We start from the raw sequence: 19,169 nt of genomic DNA, 5'->3' as shown, positions 1-19,169 counted from the left end.
GCCCGGATAACCGATAGTTCATGTGCCAAATAAAAAGGAGAAAGCAAATGAACTATCGTAACCCACTGTTAGCGCTGGCAATTTCATGCGCCCTCGGCACTACCCCCGCAGCAAATGCCATTGATCTCGGCGAATTCAACGACACAGCATTCAGCATTGGCGGCTATTTCAAAGCCGAGGGTATCTACGAAAAAGTAGACGACGGGGACTCCCGTATTTTTGGCCGATCAAACCAAAGCCGAGTTAACCTTAAAACCGTCACAAAAAAGCAAGGACACACCATCGTCGGTTTTGTTGAAGGCGATTTTTACGGCGGCACTTTCCCCGGTGAAAACAACGACCTTCGGTTACGTCATGCGTTCATCAAGGTTGATCAGACCACTGTAGGTCAAACGTGGACTGGCCAATTCTGGGCGGTTGCCTATCACGACTATCTGGATTTTCTTGGTGGCCCCCGAGGAACTTTGGGCGGTTTTAATTTTCGCACCAACCTGATTAGTCACGAGGTAGCGGGCTTTCGTTTCACCGCACAGGATCCAGTCAATAATGATGCCGACACCCCGGACCTGGCGATCAACTACACGCTGAATCTCAACGGCGGCCACCGTGTCATCCTAACTGCATCCGGTCGCGAGATAGAGAATGGGGACTTTGTTGGTGGCGGAGCCATCGGCTCCAAGTTCATGATTGGACCTCACAGCATCAACATAAACGCTCATTACGGAGAAGGTCTTGGCGCTTTCACTGGTGTGGGCGTGAATAATAGCCTGTCATCGCCCGATATTGAGAACGGCGAAGCCGTTAGCCAAACAGGCTTTGATGTCGGTTTCCGTTATGTGATTAACCCCGAGTGGCGGGCCAATTTGGCATACACAGCGGTGGAAGTTGATGATAACGCCGGCACCAACTATGAGGCTCAACGCGTAAACGTGATCCATAATATTATGAGCGACCTGGAAGTTGGATTGGAATGGCGAAAGTATAACCTGGCGTTTGGCCCTCTCATCCCAAGGGGACAACAAGTCGAGTTGATGGCAAAATACTCGTTCTAAATCGAGCACTCAGAAGTAAAAACTTCGATAAAATAACAGGCGCTAAACGTCTTTCTGGCGTCTGTTATGATTCATCGATCGAGTCAATTCTCTACCCTATAACGGCAATATCCATGGCAGAAGAGAGTCCCAGACGACAAGGAATCGGCTCCCTAGAGATCGGCCTTCGCATTCTTAATTATATTTCCAACGCCGCAAAGCCACCGACGTTAAAGGAACTATCTGGCGCACTGGACCTGTCTCCCAGCCGTGCCCATAAGTATCTTGTGAGCCTTCTGCGCGAGGATTATATAAACCAGGTCAACCAGACCCAGTACACTCTAGGGAACTCCAGCTTAACTCTTGGTATCTCGGCGCTGCGCCGTATTAACCCAATTCAGCTGTCCTATGCGGCTGTCGACCTACTAAATGAGGAAACTGACAAGACGGTCTCAGTTACTGTCTGGAATGGCAACGGGCCACTTGTTATTAAGTGGCTTGATTCCAGCCAACCAATTGCAGTCAATGTGCGCCTTGGCGCTGAGTTGTCGGCCCTTAATTCGGCATCTGGTCGAATTTACCTTGCAAGTATGCCAAAAAAACGCCGAAAGGAGCTGATTGACCACTATTATCGGCAATCACCGACACTACCAAAACATAATAGAAAAGACATACCTAGAGAAAAACTGGGGAGTTATTTAGAGTTAATTCGGGAGAAAGGTTATTGCGCTTTTTTCAGCGACTACCTCCCCGAAATCAATGTATTGAGCATGCCTGTATTTGACCTGAACGGGAACATAGTTACCGTAATTACACTACTTGGCCTTGAGCAGGACACTGATATCAACGAGGCTCGGAATTGTTTAATCAAGTGCGCCAATGCGTGGAAAAGATTACACGTCAAATATGTGGTCAACCCGCCAGTCGCATGGTTTCAGATGGCAGCTCACCAAACCGTTTGCGATAATCTGAGGAAAAACGACCAAGGTGGCTAAAACCGTAATCCAGTGCAGCTTCAGTGATATTCCGGCAGTTGCCTTGCAGCAAGTCACTCCTCAAACGTCTAAGCTTAATAAGTTTCACATAACTTTTGGGGGTCGTTGAGAACATCCTTGAAAAAGCGTTGTAGATAGAGCGAATACTCATGTTGGAAATTTGAGAGAGCGTTTCAAGCTCAATATCTTCTTTCACATGTTCCTCTATATAACGGATTATACGCTCCATAGAGGGGGAAACCGGTTGAACGTTATCCGAAGCTTTCAAATTGTTAGGAAAAACCTTGAGCAGTTTTTTCAGAACAATTTCCCTGTACGACAAGGTAATAGGCCCAGGATTCGAGTCGCCAGATTCTTCAAACTCAGAAAAGACGGCGTCAAGGATACTCATCAAGGATGGACAAAGCCGCATATCTATTGGCAGGCGATCAAAACGCACCATCTGCTCACGCACAGAACTCTCAGTGCTACAAATAGATTTCATTATCGATGCAGGCACCTTGATAATCACCTTTTCACATTCCTGAGTGTACTCTAGGTCAATAACCTCGTCCGGATTAACCATCAGTGCCTGCCCGCGACGCAATCGTATAACGTCCCCATTCTGCCGCCAGCGACACTCACCCCGAGTCACCACCTGAAAGTGATATATGTCATCCAGTGCGGGGGACTTGACCCTGACGTGGTTCCCATAACTGACTCTTGAGAGCCCCAAACCTGCGAACTCTCCAAAGCTTAGGCTTGCAGCAAGGTTCTCCCCAGAGAGCAGATCCAGGCTGTGTCCTCCGATATGCTGATTAACGAACGCCGACACCTCTTCAGGATGAGCACCATGGAAAATCGTTGACGTGGCAAGCGACTGGGAGAACATTTTTCGCACCATTGTATTTATTATGAATCAATTCACTCTATATGAATCCATGGATGCGATCAACAAATTAGATCTAAGAGATCTTCTACCTTGTAATCATCATGTTTGTGCTATGTTTCGAGGGAATCCTTATGACAGCAGGAGCCACATGAGTAACCCAAAACACACTCTTTTCTGGATGACGCTCTTTCTCGCGGTTGTCGCAATCGTTGGCGTATTGATCCACAAGCCGCTGGCATCGGCGTTTATGGCAAACTGGGTTTTCAACCTGTTGATTGTTGCCGTGTTGATTGTCGGTATCGGGCTTACCTATCGTCAGGTGTTTATCTTGTTTCCCGAACTGCGCTGGATTTCCCAGTTCCGCACCGGCCACTCCGGGCTTTCGGTATTACAGGAGCCCCGCCTGCTCAAACCCCTGGCACGGCAACTGGGCGAAGAATCCAAGCGGGATCGCTTCACGCTATCTACCATGTCTCTCCGTACGGTGCTGGATGGCATTCATTCGAGAATGGATGAGCAGCGAGAAATCACCCGTTACTTCATCAGCCTGCTGGTTTTTCTCGGGCTACTGGGCACTTTCTGGGGTTTGCTCGGCACCATCAATGCAGTGGGCGAAGTGATTACCAACCTGGACATGGGCCAGGGGGATTTTGGCAAAGTATTCGCAGATCTCCAGGCCGGGTTGCTAACGCCCTTGCAAGGCATGGGTACGGCGTTCAGCTCCTCGCTGTTTGGCCTTGGCGGCTCTCTCATTCTTGGCTTTTTAGACATCCAGGCGGGCCATGCTCAAAACCGGTTCTATGACGGCCTGGAAGAATGGCTTACCGGTGTTACCAACCTGCTGGACCCATTCACCAGTAACGACCCCCAACCATGATCGGATCCAGACGCCGAAGCCGCAGCAACATTAATGTATGGCCTGGGTACGTAGACGCGCTCTCGGCCCTGCTGATGCTGGTGATATTCATGTTGCTGGTTTACGTGGTGAGCCAGCTTTATCTTTCCCAGACACTCTCTGACCGTAACTCCGAGCTGGCCAGTCTGAACCAGCGGCTGAACGAAATATCACAACTGTTGGGGCTGGAACAGAACAAAACGGAAGCGTTGGAGCAGCAAATGCTCACGGTTCAGAGCAGTTTCAGCGACAGCCAGGCTCAGAACGAAGACCTGCAAGACCGCCTGGAAGCTTCCCGTAACCAACTGATGCAACAGACAGCTGATGCCGAAGCCAGGGCGGAAAGGCTGGCGAACATGAACCAGGAGCTGGACGACAAGGACGAACTTTCCGTCGGCCAGCAGAACATGATTATGCGACTGTCCAACCAGATTGCATCGCTCCAGAACCAGCTGCAGCAAATAACCACTGCTCTGAACCTGCAAAAGGAAATGACCGCAGATAAAGAAGGGGAACTGGAGAATGTCAGCCGACGCCTGAATACGCTACTGGCAGAGCGCGTCAACCAGCTGGAACAGTACCAATCTGAATTCTTCTCGCGGCTACGGAATATACTGGCGGCCAATGAAAACATCCGGGTGGTCGGTGACCGTTTCCTGCTGCCGTCAGAACTACTTTTTGCTTCCGGCTCTGCCCAGTTAGGAACAGAAGGCAAGCGCGAGCTTGATAAACTGGCCGGCGTGCTGCTCGAAGTCGTTAAAACAATCCCTGCAGACCTGGACTGGATTCTGCGTATTGATGGGCATACCGATCGGATTCCCATCAACACGCCACAGTTCCCCTCCAACTGGGAGCTTTCAACCGCACGTGCCGTGTCCGTTGTTCGCTACCTGGCGGGTCAGGGCGTACCACAAAACCGCATGGTCGCAGCGGGCTTTGGCGAGTTCTTCCCGGTTGCGGAAGGCACCACGGCGGGTGCTTTGCAGAAGAACCGACGCATTGAGATCAAGCTGACGGATCGCTAACTGAGGCCCTTCACCCATTGCAAGTTCTGTGGTGGGGCGAAGAGCCGCCCCGGCAATGAGGTCAAACCCAGGGGCGGCCCTGGGTTTGAAAGGCGCCTGGCTGCTTGCTCCACCAAGCCATGGCGTATTAAACGTCTACGTTAAAAATGAATCACAGTGCGAATGCTCTTGCCTTCGTGCATCAGATCAAACGCCTTGTTGATGTCTTCCAGGGGCATTTCGTGGGTAATGAAAACATCCAGCGGAATCTCCCCTTTTTCTGCCTTCTCCACATAGCCCGGCAGTTCTGTACGACCTTTTACGCCGCCAAACGCTGAGCCTTTCCAGACTCGACCGGTAACCAACTGAAATGGGCGGGTGCTGATTTCTTCTCCCGCACCGGCCACGCCGATGATGATGGATTCACCCCAGCCCTTATGGCAGCACTCCAGCGCTGAACGCATAAGCTGAACATTGCCAACGCACTCGAACGAGTAATCCACGCCGCCATCGGTCATGTCGACGATCACTTCCTGAATGGGCTTGTCATAGTCTTTCGGGTTAACCACCTCAGTCGCGCCAAGCTGTTGTGCAATCTCGAACTTACCCGGGTTGATGTCTACCGCGATAATACGACCGGCCTTGGCCATTTTGGCGCCGATAATGGCGGCCAGGCCGATGCCACCCAAGCCAAAAATCGCAACCGTTTCACCTTCTTCAACCTTGGCAGTATTCAGTACCGCGCCAATGCCTGTGGTTACGCCACAGCCCAGCAGGCACACTTTATCCAGAGGTGCTTCTTTAGGAATTTTGGCCAAAGAAACTTCTGGCAACACGGTGTATTCCGAGAAGGTTGAGCAGCCCATGTAGTGATAAAGCGGCTCGCCTTTATACGAGAAGCGGGACGTGCCATCGGGCATCACGCCCTTACCCTGGGTTGCGCGCACGGCACCGCACAGATTGGTTTTGCCAGAGGTACAGAATTTGCACTCGCCGCACTCAGCTGTGTACAGCGGAATTACGTGGTCACCGACCTCAAGGCCAGTTACGCCTTCGCCCAGCGCTTCCACAATGCCACCGCCTTCGTGGCCCAAAATGGTGGGGAACAGGCCTTCGGGGTCGGCACCTGAAAGGGTGTAGGCATCGGTATGACACACACCTGTAGCCACAATACGCACCAGAACTTCGCCTTTCTGGGGCGGTGCGACATCCACTTCTACAATTTCCAGCGGCTGGTTGGCAGCAAAAGCCACGGCGGCACGGGATTTAATCACGGGACATCTCCTTGCAGGCAGAATTACGGTTAAAGAGTTACGGTTATTTCGGATACTGAGCGTTTGACGCATACTAGACGACCGGTCTAGTATGACCGCCATAACGACGAACAGCACACGAAACCTTATCATTCAGATAGACGTCTGACCTTATCGACGAACAGAACCATGGTGCAACCTTCATGAGCAATCAACAGCAGAACGACCCGCTATTTCAGCCATTCACTATGGGCGATCTCACGCTGCCCAATCGCATATTGATGTCTCCGCTCACCCGTTCACGTTCAAGCCAGCCCGGCGATATCCCGAACGACATGAACGTGCGCTATTATCAGCAACGGGCGTCTGCTGGGCTAATACTGAGTGAAGCGACTCAGATTTCACCCCAGGGCAAGGGCTATGCCTTCACACCGGGCATTCATTCTCAGGACCAGATTAATGGCTGGAAAAAGGTTACCGACGCCGTTCACACGGCTGGTGGCCGCATCCACATGCAACTATGGCATGTGGGCCGCATCTCACACCCGGAGTTACAGCCGGGCTGCAACCAGCCAGTCGCCCCCTCAGCTATCAAGCCGGAAGGTGCCAAAACCTTTATCAGCGCAGACTCCGGCATGGTGGATGTGCCTGAGCCCAGAGCTCTGAAATCCGACGAGATGGCCGATATTGTTGAGCAGTATCGCCAGGGCGCACTGAACGCGAAGGAAGCCGGGTTTGACGGTGTTGAGGTGCATGCCGCCAATGGCTATCTGCTGGACCAGTTCCTCAAAAGCGGCAGTAACCATCGCACCGACGAATACGGCGGCTCCCTGGAAAACCGTCTGCGCCTGCCGCTGATGGTCATTCAGGCTGTCATAGATGTGTGGGGCAAAGACAAAGTGGGTGTTCGTGTTGGCCCGACCGGCAGCTTTAACGGAATGCACGATGATAACCCGCTGGAAACCTTCAGCGCCTTCGCCAAACAGCTGAACGACTTGGGCATCGCTTATCTCGAGGTAGTAGAAGACTCGTTCCAGGGTAACCACGCCAACGGTCGCCCGGAAGAAATTATCGACGCGATCCGGGCTGTTTATAAAGGCACCTACATCGCTAACGGCGCTTACACCGCCGAAGAAGCCCGCACGCGCATCAATGAAGGTCGCTGCGATCTGGTTACCTTCGGCCGTCCGTTTATTGCAAATCCGGATCTGCCGGAGCGCTTCCGTGAGAATGCGCCTCTCAACGAATGGGATGACAGCACTTTCTACGGCGGCGATGAGCACGGTTATACCGACTATCCCACACTGAAAGAACTTGAAACTAGCGCTTGATCAGAATTGTTTGATCCAAACAGGAGAAAGACTATGAGCAACACTAACGACCCGATTAACAGCAAGGTTGTCATCATCACAGGCGCCAGCAGCGGCCTGGGCGAATCCACCGCCCGTCGCCTGGCCGATCGTGGTGCCAAACTGGTACTGGCAGCTCGCAGAGAAGACCGCCTGAAGTCTTTGGCCGACGAGCTGACGGCAAAAGGTGCCGAAGTCCTGTGGCAGGTTACCGATGTCACCGACCGCAAACAGGTAGAAAGCCTGGCGGCATCGGCCAGGAAAAAGTTTGGTCGTATCGATGTCCTGATCAACAACGCAGGCCTTATGCCCCTGGCACCGCTGGATGCCCTCAAGGTAGACGAGTGGGAGCAGATGATAGACGTTAACATCAAGGGCGTTTTGTATGGCATTGCAGCAGTTTTACCCACCATGCGGGAGCAACACAGCGGGCACGTGATCAACCTGTCCTCCGTAGCCGGGCACAAAGTGTTCCCAGGTGGTGCGGTTTACTGCGCGACCAAGTATGCCGTCAAAGCCCTGTCCGAAGGGCTACGCATGGAAGCCGGTGACGAAATCCGCAGCACCAACATTTCACCGGGCGCAATAGCCACCGAACTGACCAGCACCATCACCGACCCCAATGCAGCGGAAGCGGCGGAAGAACTCTATAAGGTCGCTATCGACGCCGATGCCGTTGCCCGCGCCATTGTCTATGCGATTGAGCAGCCGCATGACGTGGACATTAACGAGATTATCCTGCGTCCTACGGCGCAAGAGATGTAAACCTGCATTCAGGTTGAACTATGTTCGGGCGGTGGCGAGGCCACGCCGAACAACCTGTCGGACTGCATACAGTGGATGCGGCAGACCGGCCTGTTTCGTGACACTATACAGGTCGGTCATCCATCGTTTTCTAACAGAGGACACTTGTTCATGGCTCTGTTCAGCCAGAAGAATGCCCGCAAACAGTTGAATGCCGAAGCGGAGAAGGTAAGCCGTGCCGACCTGGAAGCTCTACTGGAACGGCAAAGATCCATAGAGGAAAAGGTCAAAGGCAGTGGAAAACTGAACCGTTTCAGCGCAGATATCAAACTGATGTTTTCGATGATCCAGGATTACTGGAACGGAAGTTACCGCGATGTGCCCTGGAAAAGCATCGCAGCTATGGCAGGTGCGCTGCTGTACGTGATGAACCCGCTCGATTTTATCCCCGACCTGATCCTGGGCATTGGCTTTGTGGACGATGTTGGTGTGGTTGCACTGTGTTTGAAGCTGGTCGAATCGGATCTTCACAGATACGCGGCCTGGAAAGAATATAAAGAAGAGCTCACACAAACAGCACAAGCAGATTGATCGAATAATGAACTAAAGGTAATCTCTCCACCCCCAAGTTCATAACGTTAAATCCCCGGAGAGCATGTGGATTTTGCCACCCTGATCGGCCTTGTCGGCGCAATTGTACTCATCGCTTCTGCCGTTATTCTCGGCGTGTCACCCGATGTGTTTCTCAACGCAGCATCACTATTGATCGTTGTTGGCGGAACAATGTTGGTGGTGCTGGCCAAATTCAGCATCCCACAATTTCTTGGCGCTTTTAAGGCGGCTGCCCGGGCGTTCAAGTTCAAACTCCCGGAAACCCAGGCCAGCATTGAAGAACTGGTGGACGTTGCCAACGTTGCCCGCAAAGAGGGAGCTCTTGGGCTTGAAGGACGGGAGGTCGCGTCACCGTTCCTCAGCAATGGAATCCAGATGCTAGTAGATGGCCAGACCAACGACACCATCAAACAGCTCCTGGACAAGGAGCGCCTGATGACGCTGGATCACAACCGTTCGGGAGCCAAAGTGTTTACCGCCATGGCGGATGTGGCGCCAGCGATGGGTATGATTGGCACGCTGATTGGCTTGGTACAGATGCTCTCCAACATGGAAGACCCGAAATCCATCGGGCCCGCCATGGCCGTCGCACTGCTGACCACGCTTTACGGCGCAATGATAGCCACCATGATAGCCACCCCCATAGCGGATAAGCTTTCACTTCGGATGACCGAAGAGGCTCGCCTGCAAATGCTTTACACCGATGCACTGGTGGCCATTCAACAAGGCACAAACCCGCGCATTATCGAACAAATGCTCTCCAGCTACCTGCCTCCAAACCAGCGTGACAAAACGCCTGAGGCGGAGGCCACCAGCGGATAAGCCCCATGGATGAGCTGCCAGAAGAGGAAAAACCAGGTATCCCGGCCTGGGTTGTGACCTTTGCCGACCTGATGTCGCTGCTGATGTGCTTCTTTGTGCTTTTGCTGTCGTTTTCAGAAATAGACGCGATGAAGTTCAAGCAGATTGCCGGGGAGCTATCAAAGGCATTCGGCGTTCAGCGCGAAGTGCCGGCACTGGAGATTCCCCAGGGCACTAGCCCGATCTTTGACAAATTCTCGCCAGCGCCCCCGGAACCAACCCTCGTTAACGAAATCCGGCAAACCACAACCGATCAACAGCCAGAGCTGCAAACACTGAAAAGCCTCACAGAAGAGGCTTTGGAGGCCGAGGCAAACGTATCTCTGGAAGCCAGTACTTCCCGAATTCGTGAGGTGCTTGAAGACGCGATTGAAGACGGCCGAATTACCGTAGAAAAAGATCAGGATCAGCACCACATAGTCATACGGATAGAGGAAAAAGGCTCGTTTCCGTCTGGCTCTGCTGAGCTGACTTATGAGTTTGAGGGTCTGCTTCTGGAGATGGCGAACGTACTGGCCGATATGCCTGGCAAGCTGACGGTGGAAGGGCATACCGACGACATTCCTATCCGGACGTCACGTTTTTACAGCAATTGGGATCTTTCTGCGGCCCGCTCAGCAGCCGTTGCAAATGTCTTGCTCGCCACAGGCGATGTAGAGCCGACCCGCCTGGCTGTCAAAGGCTTGGCTGACACAAAGCCCCGGGTGGCAAATATCTCTTCGGAAAACCGCGCAAAAAACCGACGCGTCGAGATCATCGTCAACATGTCCGATCCATTGGAGGAACAACGTTTACGGCTTCGGGAGCTGATTGAAAAAAATGCCAGTGAGCGCGAAGCCATCATTGATATCCGCCCCGTAAGCCCCGATTCCGGCAACATTACCTGGTAAGCAAACACTCAGTCGTCATACCCGGTCAGCTCCATATAACCTTCACCCTCATGGCTACCAGACACCCTCACCGGGCTTTCCCAATAGGGATAGAGGCCGGCGTTTAGATAGTCACCGGATGGTGCGCTCAGCTCCAGATCTACCTGGTAAGCCGGAACGCTCAACCGCCAGCGCACAGGCACGCCCTTGCGTCGATCCAGCACCACCAAACTCAGTTCTTCAGAACTTAATGGCACAGGATCACCCCCTGCGGGAAGCCAGGTACCGGAGCGGAAGCTCCCGTTTTTATCACGCAAACGGAACGCCATCAGCTTGTCGCCACTATCCAGATGCAACGCAAACCAGTCCCAGCCCTGCTGACCGGTTTTCAGCAGCTGGCTGCTCCATTCCCGGTCAAACCAGCCCTTACCTTTCACCTCCAGCACTTCACCTTCCAGTGTGACTTCTCCGGTAATGGCAATGTCCACCAGGCTGAAATACATCGAACCTTCGCCGCTGGCGGATTTTGCGCTGAACCCTCCCTCTCCATGGGCCACAGGAGTGCCCTGAATGTGCAGATCCAGGTCGTAACTCCAGCCCTTGCCCGCAGCTTGCAGTTGCCAGCGGTTGTTGTCCGTGTTGCCTACCAGCCGCCAGTTATCCAGCCACACCTGAAATGGAACAGCGGTTGCACCTGCATTACCCATGTCGCCACGGGCAAGTTTTTCCGCAAAATAATGCTGGCCCTTCCAGCTTACTGCGCCATGGGCCATCCAGGCAGCTTGCAGCGGCCAGTTGTTAGAAGCTGGCGCAGGCGCGTCGGCCGTTCTGGGCTGCAGGGCCTGTCGGAACTGCGTCCATTGCAACCCTAGCGGCTCGCCGGCCTCAGTTTCAAGATTTGCGGTGAGATACCACCACTCAATGCGGTGCTGCGGGTGTGGCCCGAAATCGGCAGGAAAGCTCAGCCGATCCCCGGGGCCTGGCTGCGAATAGGGCATATCGGCGGTCGCGCTTTGCTCAAGCCCGGCCAACCCGGCAAAGCCTTCATCCCCGGCATCGCCGGAGCAGCCTGCAAACGCCGACAAAAGCAGCACAAAACCAACGTATCGGATCATCGCTCACCTCCCGCCAGAGCGCTGGCGGAGACGGGTGCAACTGCGGGCCTGCGCAGCTGCCGGCGCATCAACGCCGCAATACTCAGACCAACGGCCAGGCTGAGAACAGCCAGCTCCAGCCAGAATAGCGGATACACGGCCATAGGCAGCGACCAGCCAAACGCCAGAGGATTGATCCGGTGCACCAACACCCAGGTTAGCCAGATACCCAGTGGCAAAGCCAACACGGCAATACCGCCAGTCAGTAATAGCGCCAGCCTTAGCAATTGACCGGCGACAACCCGGTGTGGCAAACCCCAGACCATCAGCAACTGGAAGTACCAGGTACGCGTGGAGAAAAACACCCAACCCATCATCAACAATGCAGAGGCCGCCAGGATCAGAGTGAGCAGGGTTATCGCGCGGGTGAGCGCAAATGTTTGGTCAAACACACCGGTTGCCAATGCCCGAATGGTGCCGTTGTCTCTCAGAGAAAGCGCTTCCACGCCCCATATTTTCTCAAGCGCGTCGGTAATGTGCACGATTCCGGGCTCCCCAGGCGTAACAGAAAAGCTCTCGAAACGGACGCTGAAGGTATCGGGCAGGGTTTTGGCGTTTAACAAGACCTCCCCCACAGGCCGGCCGTAATCAGGGTATACGCCCAGCACCGGCAGGGCCGTTAGCTGGTCGCCGAGAATTAACTGCACGTTATCGCCAACCCCAAGATTCTGCCGGCGCGCCAGCTGCTCGTTAATCATCATCCCGCACCGGAAGACAAAGCTACCCAAGGCTGATCTGCCGATTCCAACAACGCCCATGCGCGTACCAGAGAGCCAACGGGGGCGACCGCAAATACATCCACTTGCTGGCTGCCTGCCTCTGCAAGCTCAGCCCGGCCCCGAATTACTCTGTGCCAGCGCAAACCTGGAACCTTCTCTTGCTGGTTTGTCAACCACTCAGCTGCCTTTTTGCTGTCGGCACCGGCCGGTACTTCAATGTAATAGGCGGCCTCGAGCCGCTGCGCCAGCCAACGATCAAACGTGCCCTCAAAGGTGGTGACCAAAGCCTGCACCGCCAGCACCATGGCCAATGCAAACTGCAGGGCAACCAGCGGTAATGTCAGGCGGCGAACCAGCACCGCGAGTTCCCTGTGGCGCCACAGGGCAAGCGAAGCACTCGAGCGATTTGCGCGCCAGCGCGCCAGGTAAGCAACAGTAGCCGGTGTCAGCCAGCCAGCACCGGCGAAAACCAAGGCAACCGCAACAAACACCCAGGGTAACGAGGGCGCCAGCCAAGCCATCACCAGCCCGGCTACCAGCAAAGCCATCGCCAGCCCGGCCCGAACAGGCATTGGTAAGGAAAGGCGGTCGCGGAACCTGAGCAAAATCAGATCCCCCAGGCAAGCAATCACCACCACACCCAGCATGACCAGCACTGGCGTTATCCAGCCCTGCCCCTGCCCGGCATACAGGGGTATATCGAACAGCCCATCCAGCGCCTTCCCGAACCCGCCCCCTAATCCTGCCGCCAGCCATCGGCCCAGCCAGACCCCGGGCACAACACACACCAGCGCCAGCACAAGAATCTCCAGCACCAGCCAACGTTGAACCTGCCCCGGCGACACACCAAACCGGTGCAGCAGGGCAAAGCTGTCCCGGCGCTGTGCCAGCCCCAACAGGTATACGCTGCGCAACAACAAAGCGGTGATCAGCAGCACCAACACGCCCAGAGCCTCCAGGTTGAGCAGAAAGCTGTCTCCGAGTTCGCCGGTGTCTGGGCTGGTTGAAAAGGTTTTCAGATGGTAACCACCCGGCAGGTCAGTGGCCTGGGTAGTTTCTGGTGCCAGCAAATACAAACGACTCTCGCGAGCACTGATGCCGGCTGCGGCGTGCATATCCACAAAAGGTTTGCCATCCAGAGGCTGATCCAGCACCTGAGATGCGCCGGTTCCGGCACCGAAGCAATGGGCGGCCAGTGGATCAATCCCCACAAGGCGACTTCCGGTTTCAGGAGTAGCCTCAAGCCAAGGCATAACGCACACACCGGCAAGCCGAAGTGCCACAAAGTCTTCGATCACCAAGGTCTGGCCATCGCTCCGAACCACCTGCTGGCGCTCTGTCACCGCCCGTTCGCTCTGACCCAGGCTAGCTCTGGCCTGGCTGGTAAGATGATTCACACCCGTCCACAGCATGGTGGCAAGAACAATCATCACAGCCAGAGCCACCAACTGCAGCGGATGACGACGATAATGGCTGAGCAGAGCTCTCATAAGGCGCTCAGGTGGCCGAGATCCAGGTGCTGTTGGCAACCGGCGGCAAGTTCGGCATCGTGAGTAGCCAGGATCAGGCTGCAACCGTAACGGGCCTGAAGCTCAAACAATGCTTGGATGACCTCATCAGCGGTATGGCGATCAAGGCTTCCCGTTGGCTCGTCCGCCAGAATCAGCGCAGGCTCCATGGCAAACACCATGGCCAACGCGGCACGTTGGCGCTGGCCACCGGATACCTGGTCCGGGTAACGCCGGGCCAATTCGCCGATACCCAGGCGGGTCAGCCAGTCTTCACTGTTTGCAGCATCACGGCCGGCAAGCTGGGCACGAAATCGCACGTTCTCCAGTAACGACAAGGCAGGCATCAGATTGGCTTCCTGGAACACCACGCCAATATGCTGCCGGCGCAACGTGGCCCAAGCCGCTGCCTTTTGCCGGGTCGCTGCACCGCCAGCCTCAAAAACCTGACCATGCATTACGATGGTGCCGGCATTTGGCAGCTCCAGGCCACACAGCAAATTCAGCACAGTGCTTTTGCCAGAGCCGGAGCGGCCAGTCAGCGCCAGCGACTGGCCCTGCCCCAGCGTGAACGATAATTTGTCGATAACCGGGACGGTTTCGTTACCGCTGACGAAATGCTTGGTCAACCCGCGAACAGCCAGCAGAGATTCAGTCATTTATGTACCCCGCCATTCCCGAAACTGCTCCAGCCAAGATAGCAGGGCAGGAATAATTAGCAGCACCAGAAAGGTTGAAAGCCCCAGGCCGAAGGCGATGGAGGTGGCCATAGGAATCAGGAACTGCGCTTGCAGGGAGGTTTCAAACAGCAGAGGCAACAACCCGCCAATGGTGGTCAGCGAAGTCAGCAACACGGCCCGTACTCGCTGCACGGCCGCTTCGTTCAGCGCCTCATTAATGCCCAGCCCCTTCTCACGCTGTTGATTGTAGAAGGACACCAAAATGATCGCGTTGTTCACCACAATGCCGGCCAGACCAAACAACCCGAACAGCGATAAAACCGTGAGCTGCAGCCCCATCACCCAGTGGCCCAGCAGGGCACCCACCAAGGCAAACGGGATAATCGCCATCACGATCAGCGGCAAACTCCAGGAGGCGAACACCCAAACCAGAATCACGTACATCAAGGCGATACCAACCACCAGGCCGGTTTTCATATCCGCAATGGTTTCCCGCTGATCCGCCGAGCGGCCTTCAAAGCTGTAGCGCACGTTGTAGCGGCTGGCAATATCTGGCAAAGCACCCCCCTGCAGGCTCTCGATAATCTGGTCGGTGGTACTTACACGGGTGTTCAGGGCGGAAGTCACTTCCACAGCCAGCTTGCCGTCAGCATGGCGCAGAGCCTCAAAACCCTGGCGATGATCCAGGTTCATAACCTGCCCCAGGGGTACAAAACGGCCATCGGGAATACGTACGGTTACCCGAGACAACGTAGACAACCGCTCACGCTGATCCCGGGGCAGTTGCACCCGCACTTCCATCTCATCGCGCCCGTCCTGATAAATCTGGGCGACCCGTCCATCGAACGCGGCCCGCAACTGGCTGCCCAAATCGGTGGTGGTTAGGCCCAGCGCCTCGCCATAAGCACTGGCCTGATAAATCAGCTGTTCCCGGCCCCAGGCATGTCATCTTCCACATCCAGCACACCGGCAGTGTCGATAACGCCTGTGCAAGTTCTTCTGCAGCAAACTTCAGGCTTTCCGAGTTATCACCGGTCAGTCGCACATTCACATCACGGCCAGGAGGCCCGGCCTGGCGCTCGGAAATGGCCAGGTTATCCAGCCCGGCAGGCAGGGTCAGACGGCTGCGCCATTCGGTAATAAATTCCGGATTGCGCACCTGGCGCTTATCCGAGGGCGTCAGCTCAATCATTATAGAGCCCAGCTCATCGCCGGTTCGGGAACTGCCGCCCCCGCCCAACGTGGCGCCCTCCGTGGTAACCGCGTGCAGAATCAAGTTGCCACCCAGTGCCGATTCCGTGTCATTCAATGCCTTCTGCATATCGACCATAAATCGGTCAACGGTCTTACTGTCTGTGCCCGCAACAAAGCTGGCATTGGCATAGAGCACCGAGGGTTCCGGCGTCGGGAAAAAGTTGAACCCGAGGCGGCCGCCGGCAAGCAGCCCTACGGTAACCAATGCCAAGGCCAGAACACAGGCCATGGTAATACCCCGGTGCTCCAAACTGCGTTGGGAAAACCGGCGAAAAGAGCCTTCGCGGAAGCGATCAAACCGGCGCTCAAAACCCGCACGAAAGCGTGCAACAGGATTACGGCTGGGTTTCGCCGGTTCTGACGCACCTTTACCTGTGTGCCGGGGGCTGAAGGCATGCCGCAAATGGGCCGGCAGCACAATAAAGCACTCCAACAGCGAGGCGATAAGCACACAGATCATAACCACCGGTATATCGCCGAGAATATTGCCGATTACGCCACCCACAACCAACAGTGGCATAAAGGCCGCAACAGTGGTCAGCGACGAAGCCAGTACCGGCCACACCATGCGCTTGGCCGCGCCTTCCGAGGCATAAATGGAGGCCTCACCCATGCGGGCGTGGGCATCTGCATCTTCCCCCACCACAATGGCATCATCCACAATAACCCCCAGCGCCATGATCAGCGCAAACAGGGAGATCATATTAATGGACCCTCCAATCAGCCAAAGCACGCCGAGGGCCGCCAAAAAGGCCGTTGGTATTCCCACAGCCACCCAGAATGCCACGCGCCCGGGCAGAAACAGGTACAGCAGGCCCACCACCAGAAGCAGGCCGCTGAGGCCATTGCTGGTCAAAAGAGAAATACGGTCGTTCAGCAGTTGCCAGGTCTCATCGTAAACCTCCAACTGTACTGAAGGCGGCAGCGTAGCCCGGGTCTCGTCGAGCCATTGCTGCAGTACCTTTGCCGCTGCCAGGGAGTTACCGTTTTCCGAACGCTGAAGCTGCAGCTCTATGGCTGGAAAGCCGTTGCGGGTGAGAGAAACCTGGCTGTCCCGATCCTCCTGGCGAACCGTGGCGATATCGCCAAGCCGCAAATGGGTGCGCTCACCACTCAGCACGGGCACCGACTCGAACGCCTGCGGGCTGCGCCGCTGCTCTACTGATCGCAATTCCCGGGCCGCATCCTGCTGTGCCATGATTCCGGCGGGCAAATCCCGTGATACTGATGCAACCCGTTCGGCAATTTGTCCGAGCGTCAGCCCCAGCGCCTCCAGCGTTTCCACCGGAACATCGATGCTGATCTGCTGTTCGGGCAAGCCTCTGAACGACACCCGGTCGATGCCCTGCTGCAGGAGCTCGTCTTCATAACGGTAGGCCAAAGCGCGCAACTCGTTGCGATCAACGTCCCCGAAGACCAACATTCGGGCAACCGGCTCATAGCGCTCGATGCGGGCGACCCGGGGCTTCTCAGCGTCTGTCGGCAGGTTGTTAAACTCATCCACTTGCTGGCGCACATCATCCAGTGCAGTGATCGCGTTGGTGCCTTCCTGAAATTCCAGGGTGATAGAAGCAACGCTTTGGGCCGAGGTGGAGGTCATCTTCTTGAGGCCGTCTACGCTGCGCAGGCGCTGCTCCAGCGGGTTGGTAATACCCTGCTCCACATCTTCTGCCGAGGCGCCACTCCAGATCACTCGCACGCTGACCACGTCAAGCGCAAAGGTTGGGAAAAACTGAACGTTCATACGAGTAAGGGCCAGCGCACCGGCAAGCAACATCACCAGCATCACCAGGTTGCCCGCAACCTTATGATGTACAAAAAAACCGATGACGCCTTTTTTACGCCTCATTGTGCCGGGCTCTCATCGCCGGCTACGTCCACTTTCAAGCCAGTGAGGGCGTTGGGCAAATGGGTCACGATCAAACGCGCACCAGGCGTCAGCGCCTTGCCCGCAATCAAAAGACGCCGTTCGTCGTTGGTAGAGCGGGCTTCACCAATCCGCTCAACGGTAACGCGCCGCATGCGGCCGTCGTCTGCAATCAGGTACACGCTATCTGCGCCGTACAAGGCACTGAATGGAATGGCCACCGTTTCGCTGCGCTCTGGTCGTTCTAGGCTGACCGGCAACAGAGCACCCGGGCGCAAGCCAGCTGCGTCTCCGGCCAACGCAAGGATCGCTTCGGCTCCTGCGGGGTCGCTAGTGCCGGCAAAGCGCTCAAACCGAAAACGAATCTCTTGCTTATCGCTGTAGGCATAGAGGTTCTTGCCTTGAGCCAACGCTCCGAGAAGCTCGGACCGATACCTGTCGGGCACCCTGGCCCGGAGTTCCAGACCCTTTATGGCGTATACCGAGAGCAGCTTCTGGTTTCTTGATACCTGATCGCCCACGGCCACCTGAACATCTGTTACAACACCGTCAAACGGGGCAACAACCCGGGAGCGTTCGGCATCCCGCTGCGTTGTCGCAAGCGTTGCCTCGGCTTGGGCCAGCCTGGCCTCCAGGCTTTGCAGCCGCGCAGGGTGTTCGTCAATGGCGCGCCGCCGGATGCTTGAGGTTAGCTCGGCTCTGGCCGCGCCGTCGGTTACGCTTTCCAGGTTCTCACGGGAAGCAAGGTTGCGGTCCACCAGCGAGCGGGTGCGCTCCAGCTGCCGGCGGGCATTGGCCAGAATGGCCTGCTCGCTTTTCAGAGCGGCCTGATCATTGCGATAGCGCACCTGCTCCGAGCGAATCTGCGCCTCCAGATCGGCCACCTGAGCCTTTCCCTGAGCCAATACCGGCTCAATATCTTGAGGGTCCAGCGCTACCAGTAGATCACCAGCGCTCACCCGCTGCCCCTCAGCCACGGGCCGCTCCCCGATTCGCCCAGCCAGAGTGCCAACTACAGAAACCTGCTCCGGCGCAACCACTTCGCCGTAAAGCGGCAGTACCGGCGTATGAGCTCCCGGCTCAACGACCTGAACCTGCACCCGCCAGCTGCGCTCTGTAGCATTCACTTGCGCAGGCTCAGGCGGGTCATTTTCAGAAAAAGGAAGCCCAGAACACCAGCTGCCAGAATAATTATGGGTAGGAGTCGTTTGGTCATAGCGTGCGTGGGCCGGCTAAGGTAAGTAAAGCTCCGTCACAAGACGGGTGCTATTATCAAGGTGTCCCTGAAAGACGTCTCAGACGTACTATTCAGAAATTCTGTCTGGAGTACTATACGTTTGTTCGCAGAAGATCATGCCAGTTTGCTCAACGCAACTGCCATCAATTCCGCTTAGTCGTTGCCGCCCTTGGTGTAGGGCTCTCTTGCCAAACCGCGCAAAATATGGTCAAATCACCGCCCCATTTTTATCACCCATTATTTTCACTTTCCTGCAATAAGCAAGA

General features: G+C 55.5%; 16 protein-coding genes and 1 pseudogene. 9 read left to right on the top strand and 8 right to left on the bottom strand.

What is annotated here, in order from left to right:
* The first annotated feature begins 47 nt into the window (after positions 1-47).
* Together BCA33_RS04980 and BCA33_RS19665 are read left to right on the top strand one after the other, a co-directional pair.
* The gene (locus tag BCA33_RS04980; protein WP_071263880.1) at positions 48-1,052 is read left to right on the top strand and encodes a porin; all 1,005 of its coding nucleotides are present in this window, start codon (positions 48-50) and stop codon (positions 1,050-1,052) included.
* Between the two features lie 113 nt (positions 1,053-1,165).
* Positions 1,166-2,026 carry an IclR family transcriptional regulator gene (locus BCA33_RS19665; RefSeq protein ID WP_217632613.1) on the top strand — a complete coding sequence of 287 codons (861 nt, stop codon included), beginning with the start codon at positions 1,166-1,168 and terminating at the stop codon, positions 2,024-2,026.
* Here the strand turns inward: BCA33_RS19665 and BCA33_RS04975 are convergent.
* The gene (locus BCA33_RS04975; protein WP_071263948.1) at positions 1,944-2,897 is read right to left on the bottom strand and encodes an AraC family transcriptional regulator; all 954 of its coding nucleotides are present in this window, start codon (positions 2,895-2,897) and stop codon (positions 1,944-1,946) included. The two genes, BCA33_RS19665 and BCA33_RS04975, sit on opposite strands and share 83 nt — an antisense overlap.
* A gap of 148 nt (positions 2,898-3,045) precedes the next feature.
* Here BCA33_RS04975 and BCA33_RS04970 point away from each other — a divergent pair, with 148 nt between their 5' ends.
* Positions 3,046-3,774, top strand: coding sequence for a MotA/TolQ/ExbB proton channel family protein (locus tag BCA33_RS04970; protein WP_071263878.1), 729 nt, complete (start codon positions 3,046-3,048; stop codon positions 3,772-3,774).
* The gene (locus BCA33_RS04965; RefSeq protein ID WP_071263876.1) at positions 3,771-4,817 is read left to right on the top strand and encodes a peptidoglycan -binding protein; all 1,047 of its coding nucleotides are present in this window, start codon (positions 3,771-3,773) and stop codon (positions 4,815-4,817) included. The genes BCA33_RS04970 and BCA33_RS04965 overlap by 4 nt, the downstream gene beginning before the upstream one ends.
* A 140-nt stretch (positions 4,818-4,957) precedes the next feature.
* Here the strand turns inward: BCA33_RS04965 and BCA33_RS04960 are convergent, their stop codons facing one another.
* Positions 4,958-6,070 carry an S-(hydroxymethyl)glutathione dehydrogenase/class III alcohol dehydrogenase gene (locus BCA33_RS04960; RefSeq protein ID WP_071263875.1) on the bottom strand — a complete coding sequence of 371 codons (1,113 nt, stop codon included), beginning with the start codon at positions 6,068-6,070 and terminating at the stop codon, positions 4,958-4,960.
* 182 nt (positions 6,071-6,252) lie between these two features.
* Here BCA33_RS04960 and BCA33_RS04955 point away from each other — a divergent pair, with 182 nt between their 5' ends.
* The 5 genes from BCA33_RS04955 (at position 6,253) to BCA33_RS04935 (ending at position 10,505) form a co-directional block, all read left to right on the top strand.
* Positions 6,253-7,380 carry an alkene reductase gene (locus BCA33_RS04955; protein ID WP_071263873.1) on the top strand — a complete coding sequence of 376 codons (1,128 nt, stop codon included), beginning with the start codon at positions 6,253-6,255 and terminating at the stop codon, positions 7,378-7,380.
* A gap of 33 nt (positions 7,381-7,413) precedes the next feature.
* Entirely contained in the window at positions 7,414-8,163 is a 750-nt protein-coding gene (locus BCA33_RS04950; RefSeq protein WP_071263871.1) for an SDR family oxidoreductase, read from the top strand.
* Between the two features lie 150 nt (positions 8,164-8,313).
* Positions 8,314-8,733, top strand: coding sequence for a YkvA family protein (locus BCA33_RS04945; protein ID WP_071263869.1), 420 nt, complete (start codon positions 8,314-8,316; stop codon positions 8,731-8,733).
* Between the two features lie 66 nt (positions 8,734-8,799).
* Positions 8,800-9,576: a MotA/TolQ/ExbB proton channel family protein gene (locus BCA33_RS04940; protein ID WP_071263867.1), complete on the top strand. Its 777-nt coding sequence runs from the start codon at positions 8,800-8,802 to the stop codon at positions 9,574-9,576.
* A gap of 5 nt (positions 9,577-9,581) precedes the next feature.
* Complete coding sequence (locus BCA33_RS04935) at positions 9,582-10,505, top strand: flagellar motor protein MotB (RefSeq protein ID WP_071263865.1); 924 nt, start codon at positions 9,582-9,584, stop codon at positions 10,503-10,505.
* A gap of 8 nt (positions 10,506-10,513) precedes the next feature.
* Here BCA33_RS04935 and BCA33_RS04930 read toward each other — a convergent pair whose 3' ends face one another.
* The 6 genes and pseudogenes from BCA33_RS04930 to BCA33_RS04910 form a co-directional block, all read right to left on the bottom strand.
* On the bottom strand, positions 10,514-11,599 hold the full coding sequence (locus tag BCA33_RS04930) for a lipocalin-like domain-containing protein (protein ID WP_071263863.1): 1,086 nt from the start codon (positions 11,597-11,599) through the stop codon (positions 10,514-10,516).
* On the bottom strand, positions 11,596-12,336 hold the full coding sequence (locus tag BCA33_RS22685; RefSeq protein ID WP_368087216.1) for an FtsX-like permease family protein: 741 nt from the start codon (positions 12,334-12,336) through the stop codon (positions 11,596-11,598). Before BCA33_RS22685 ends, BCA33_RS04930 begins: the two co-directional genes overlap by 4 nt.
* A complete protein-coding gene (locus BCA33_RS04925) occupies positions 12,336-13,847 on the bottom strand; it encodes a hypothetical protein (RefSeq protein ID WP_368087215.1) in 1,512 nt (503 codons plus the stop codon). Before BCA33_RS04925 ends, BCA33_RS22685 begins: the two co-directional genes overlap by 1 nt.
* Positions 13,844-14,524, bottom strand: a complete 681-nt coding sequence (locus BCA33_RS04920; protein WP_071263861.1) for an ABC transporter ATP-binding protein — start codon at positions 14,522-14,524, stop codon at positions 13,844-13,846. Before BCA33_RS04920 ends, BCA33_RS04925 begins: the two co-directional genes overlap by 4 nt.
* Positions 14,525-17,648, bottom strand: a pseudogene (locus BCA33_RS04915) (efflux RND transporter permease subunit). It lies immediately after the preceding gene.
* A complete protein-coding gene (locus tag BCA33_RS04910) occupies positions 17,645-18,793 on the bottom strand; it encodes an efflux RND transporter periplasmic adaptor subunit (protein ID WP_254774193.1) in 1,149 nt (382 codons plus the stop codon). The pseudogene BCA33_RS04915 and the gene BCA33_RS04910 overlap by 4 nt, the downstream one beginning before the upstream one ends.
* Between the last annotated feature and the right edge of the window lie 376 nt (positions 18,794-19,169).

The sequence above is a fragment of the Marinobacter sp. AC-23 genome, assembly GCF_001858325.1.
GTDB lineage: Bacteria > Pseudomonadota > Gammaproteobacteria > Pseudomonadales > Oleiphilaceae > Marinobacter.
Note: the sequence above shows the minus strand (reverse complement) of the source record. Positions and strands in the feature narration are given on the sequence as shown.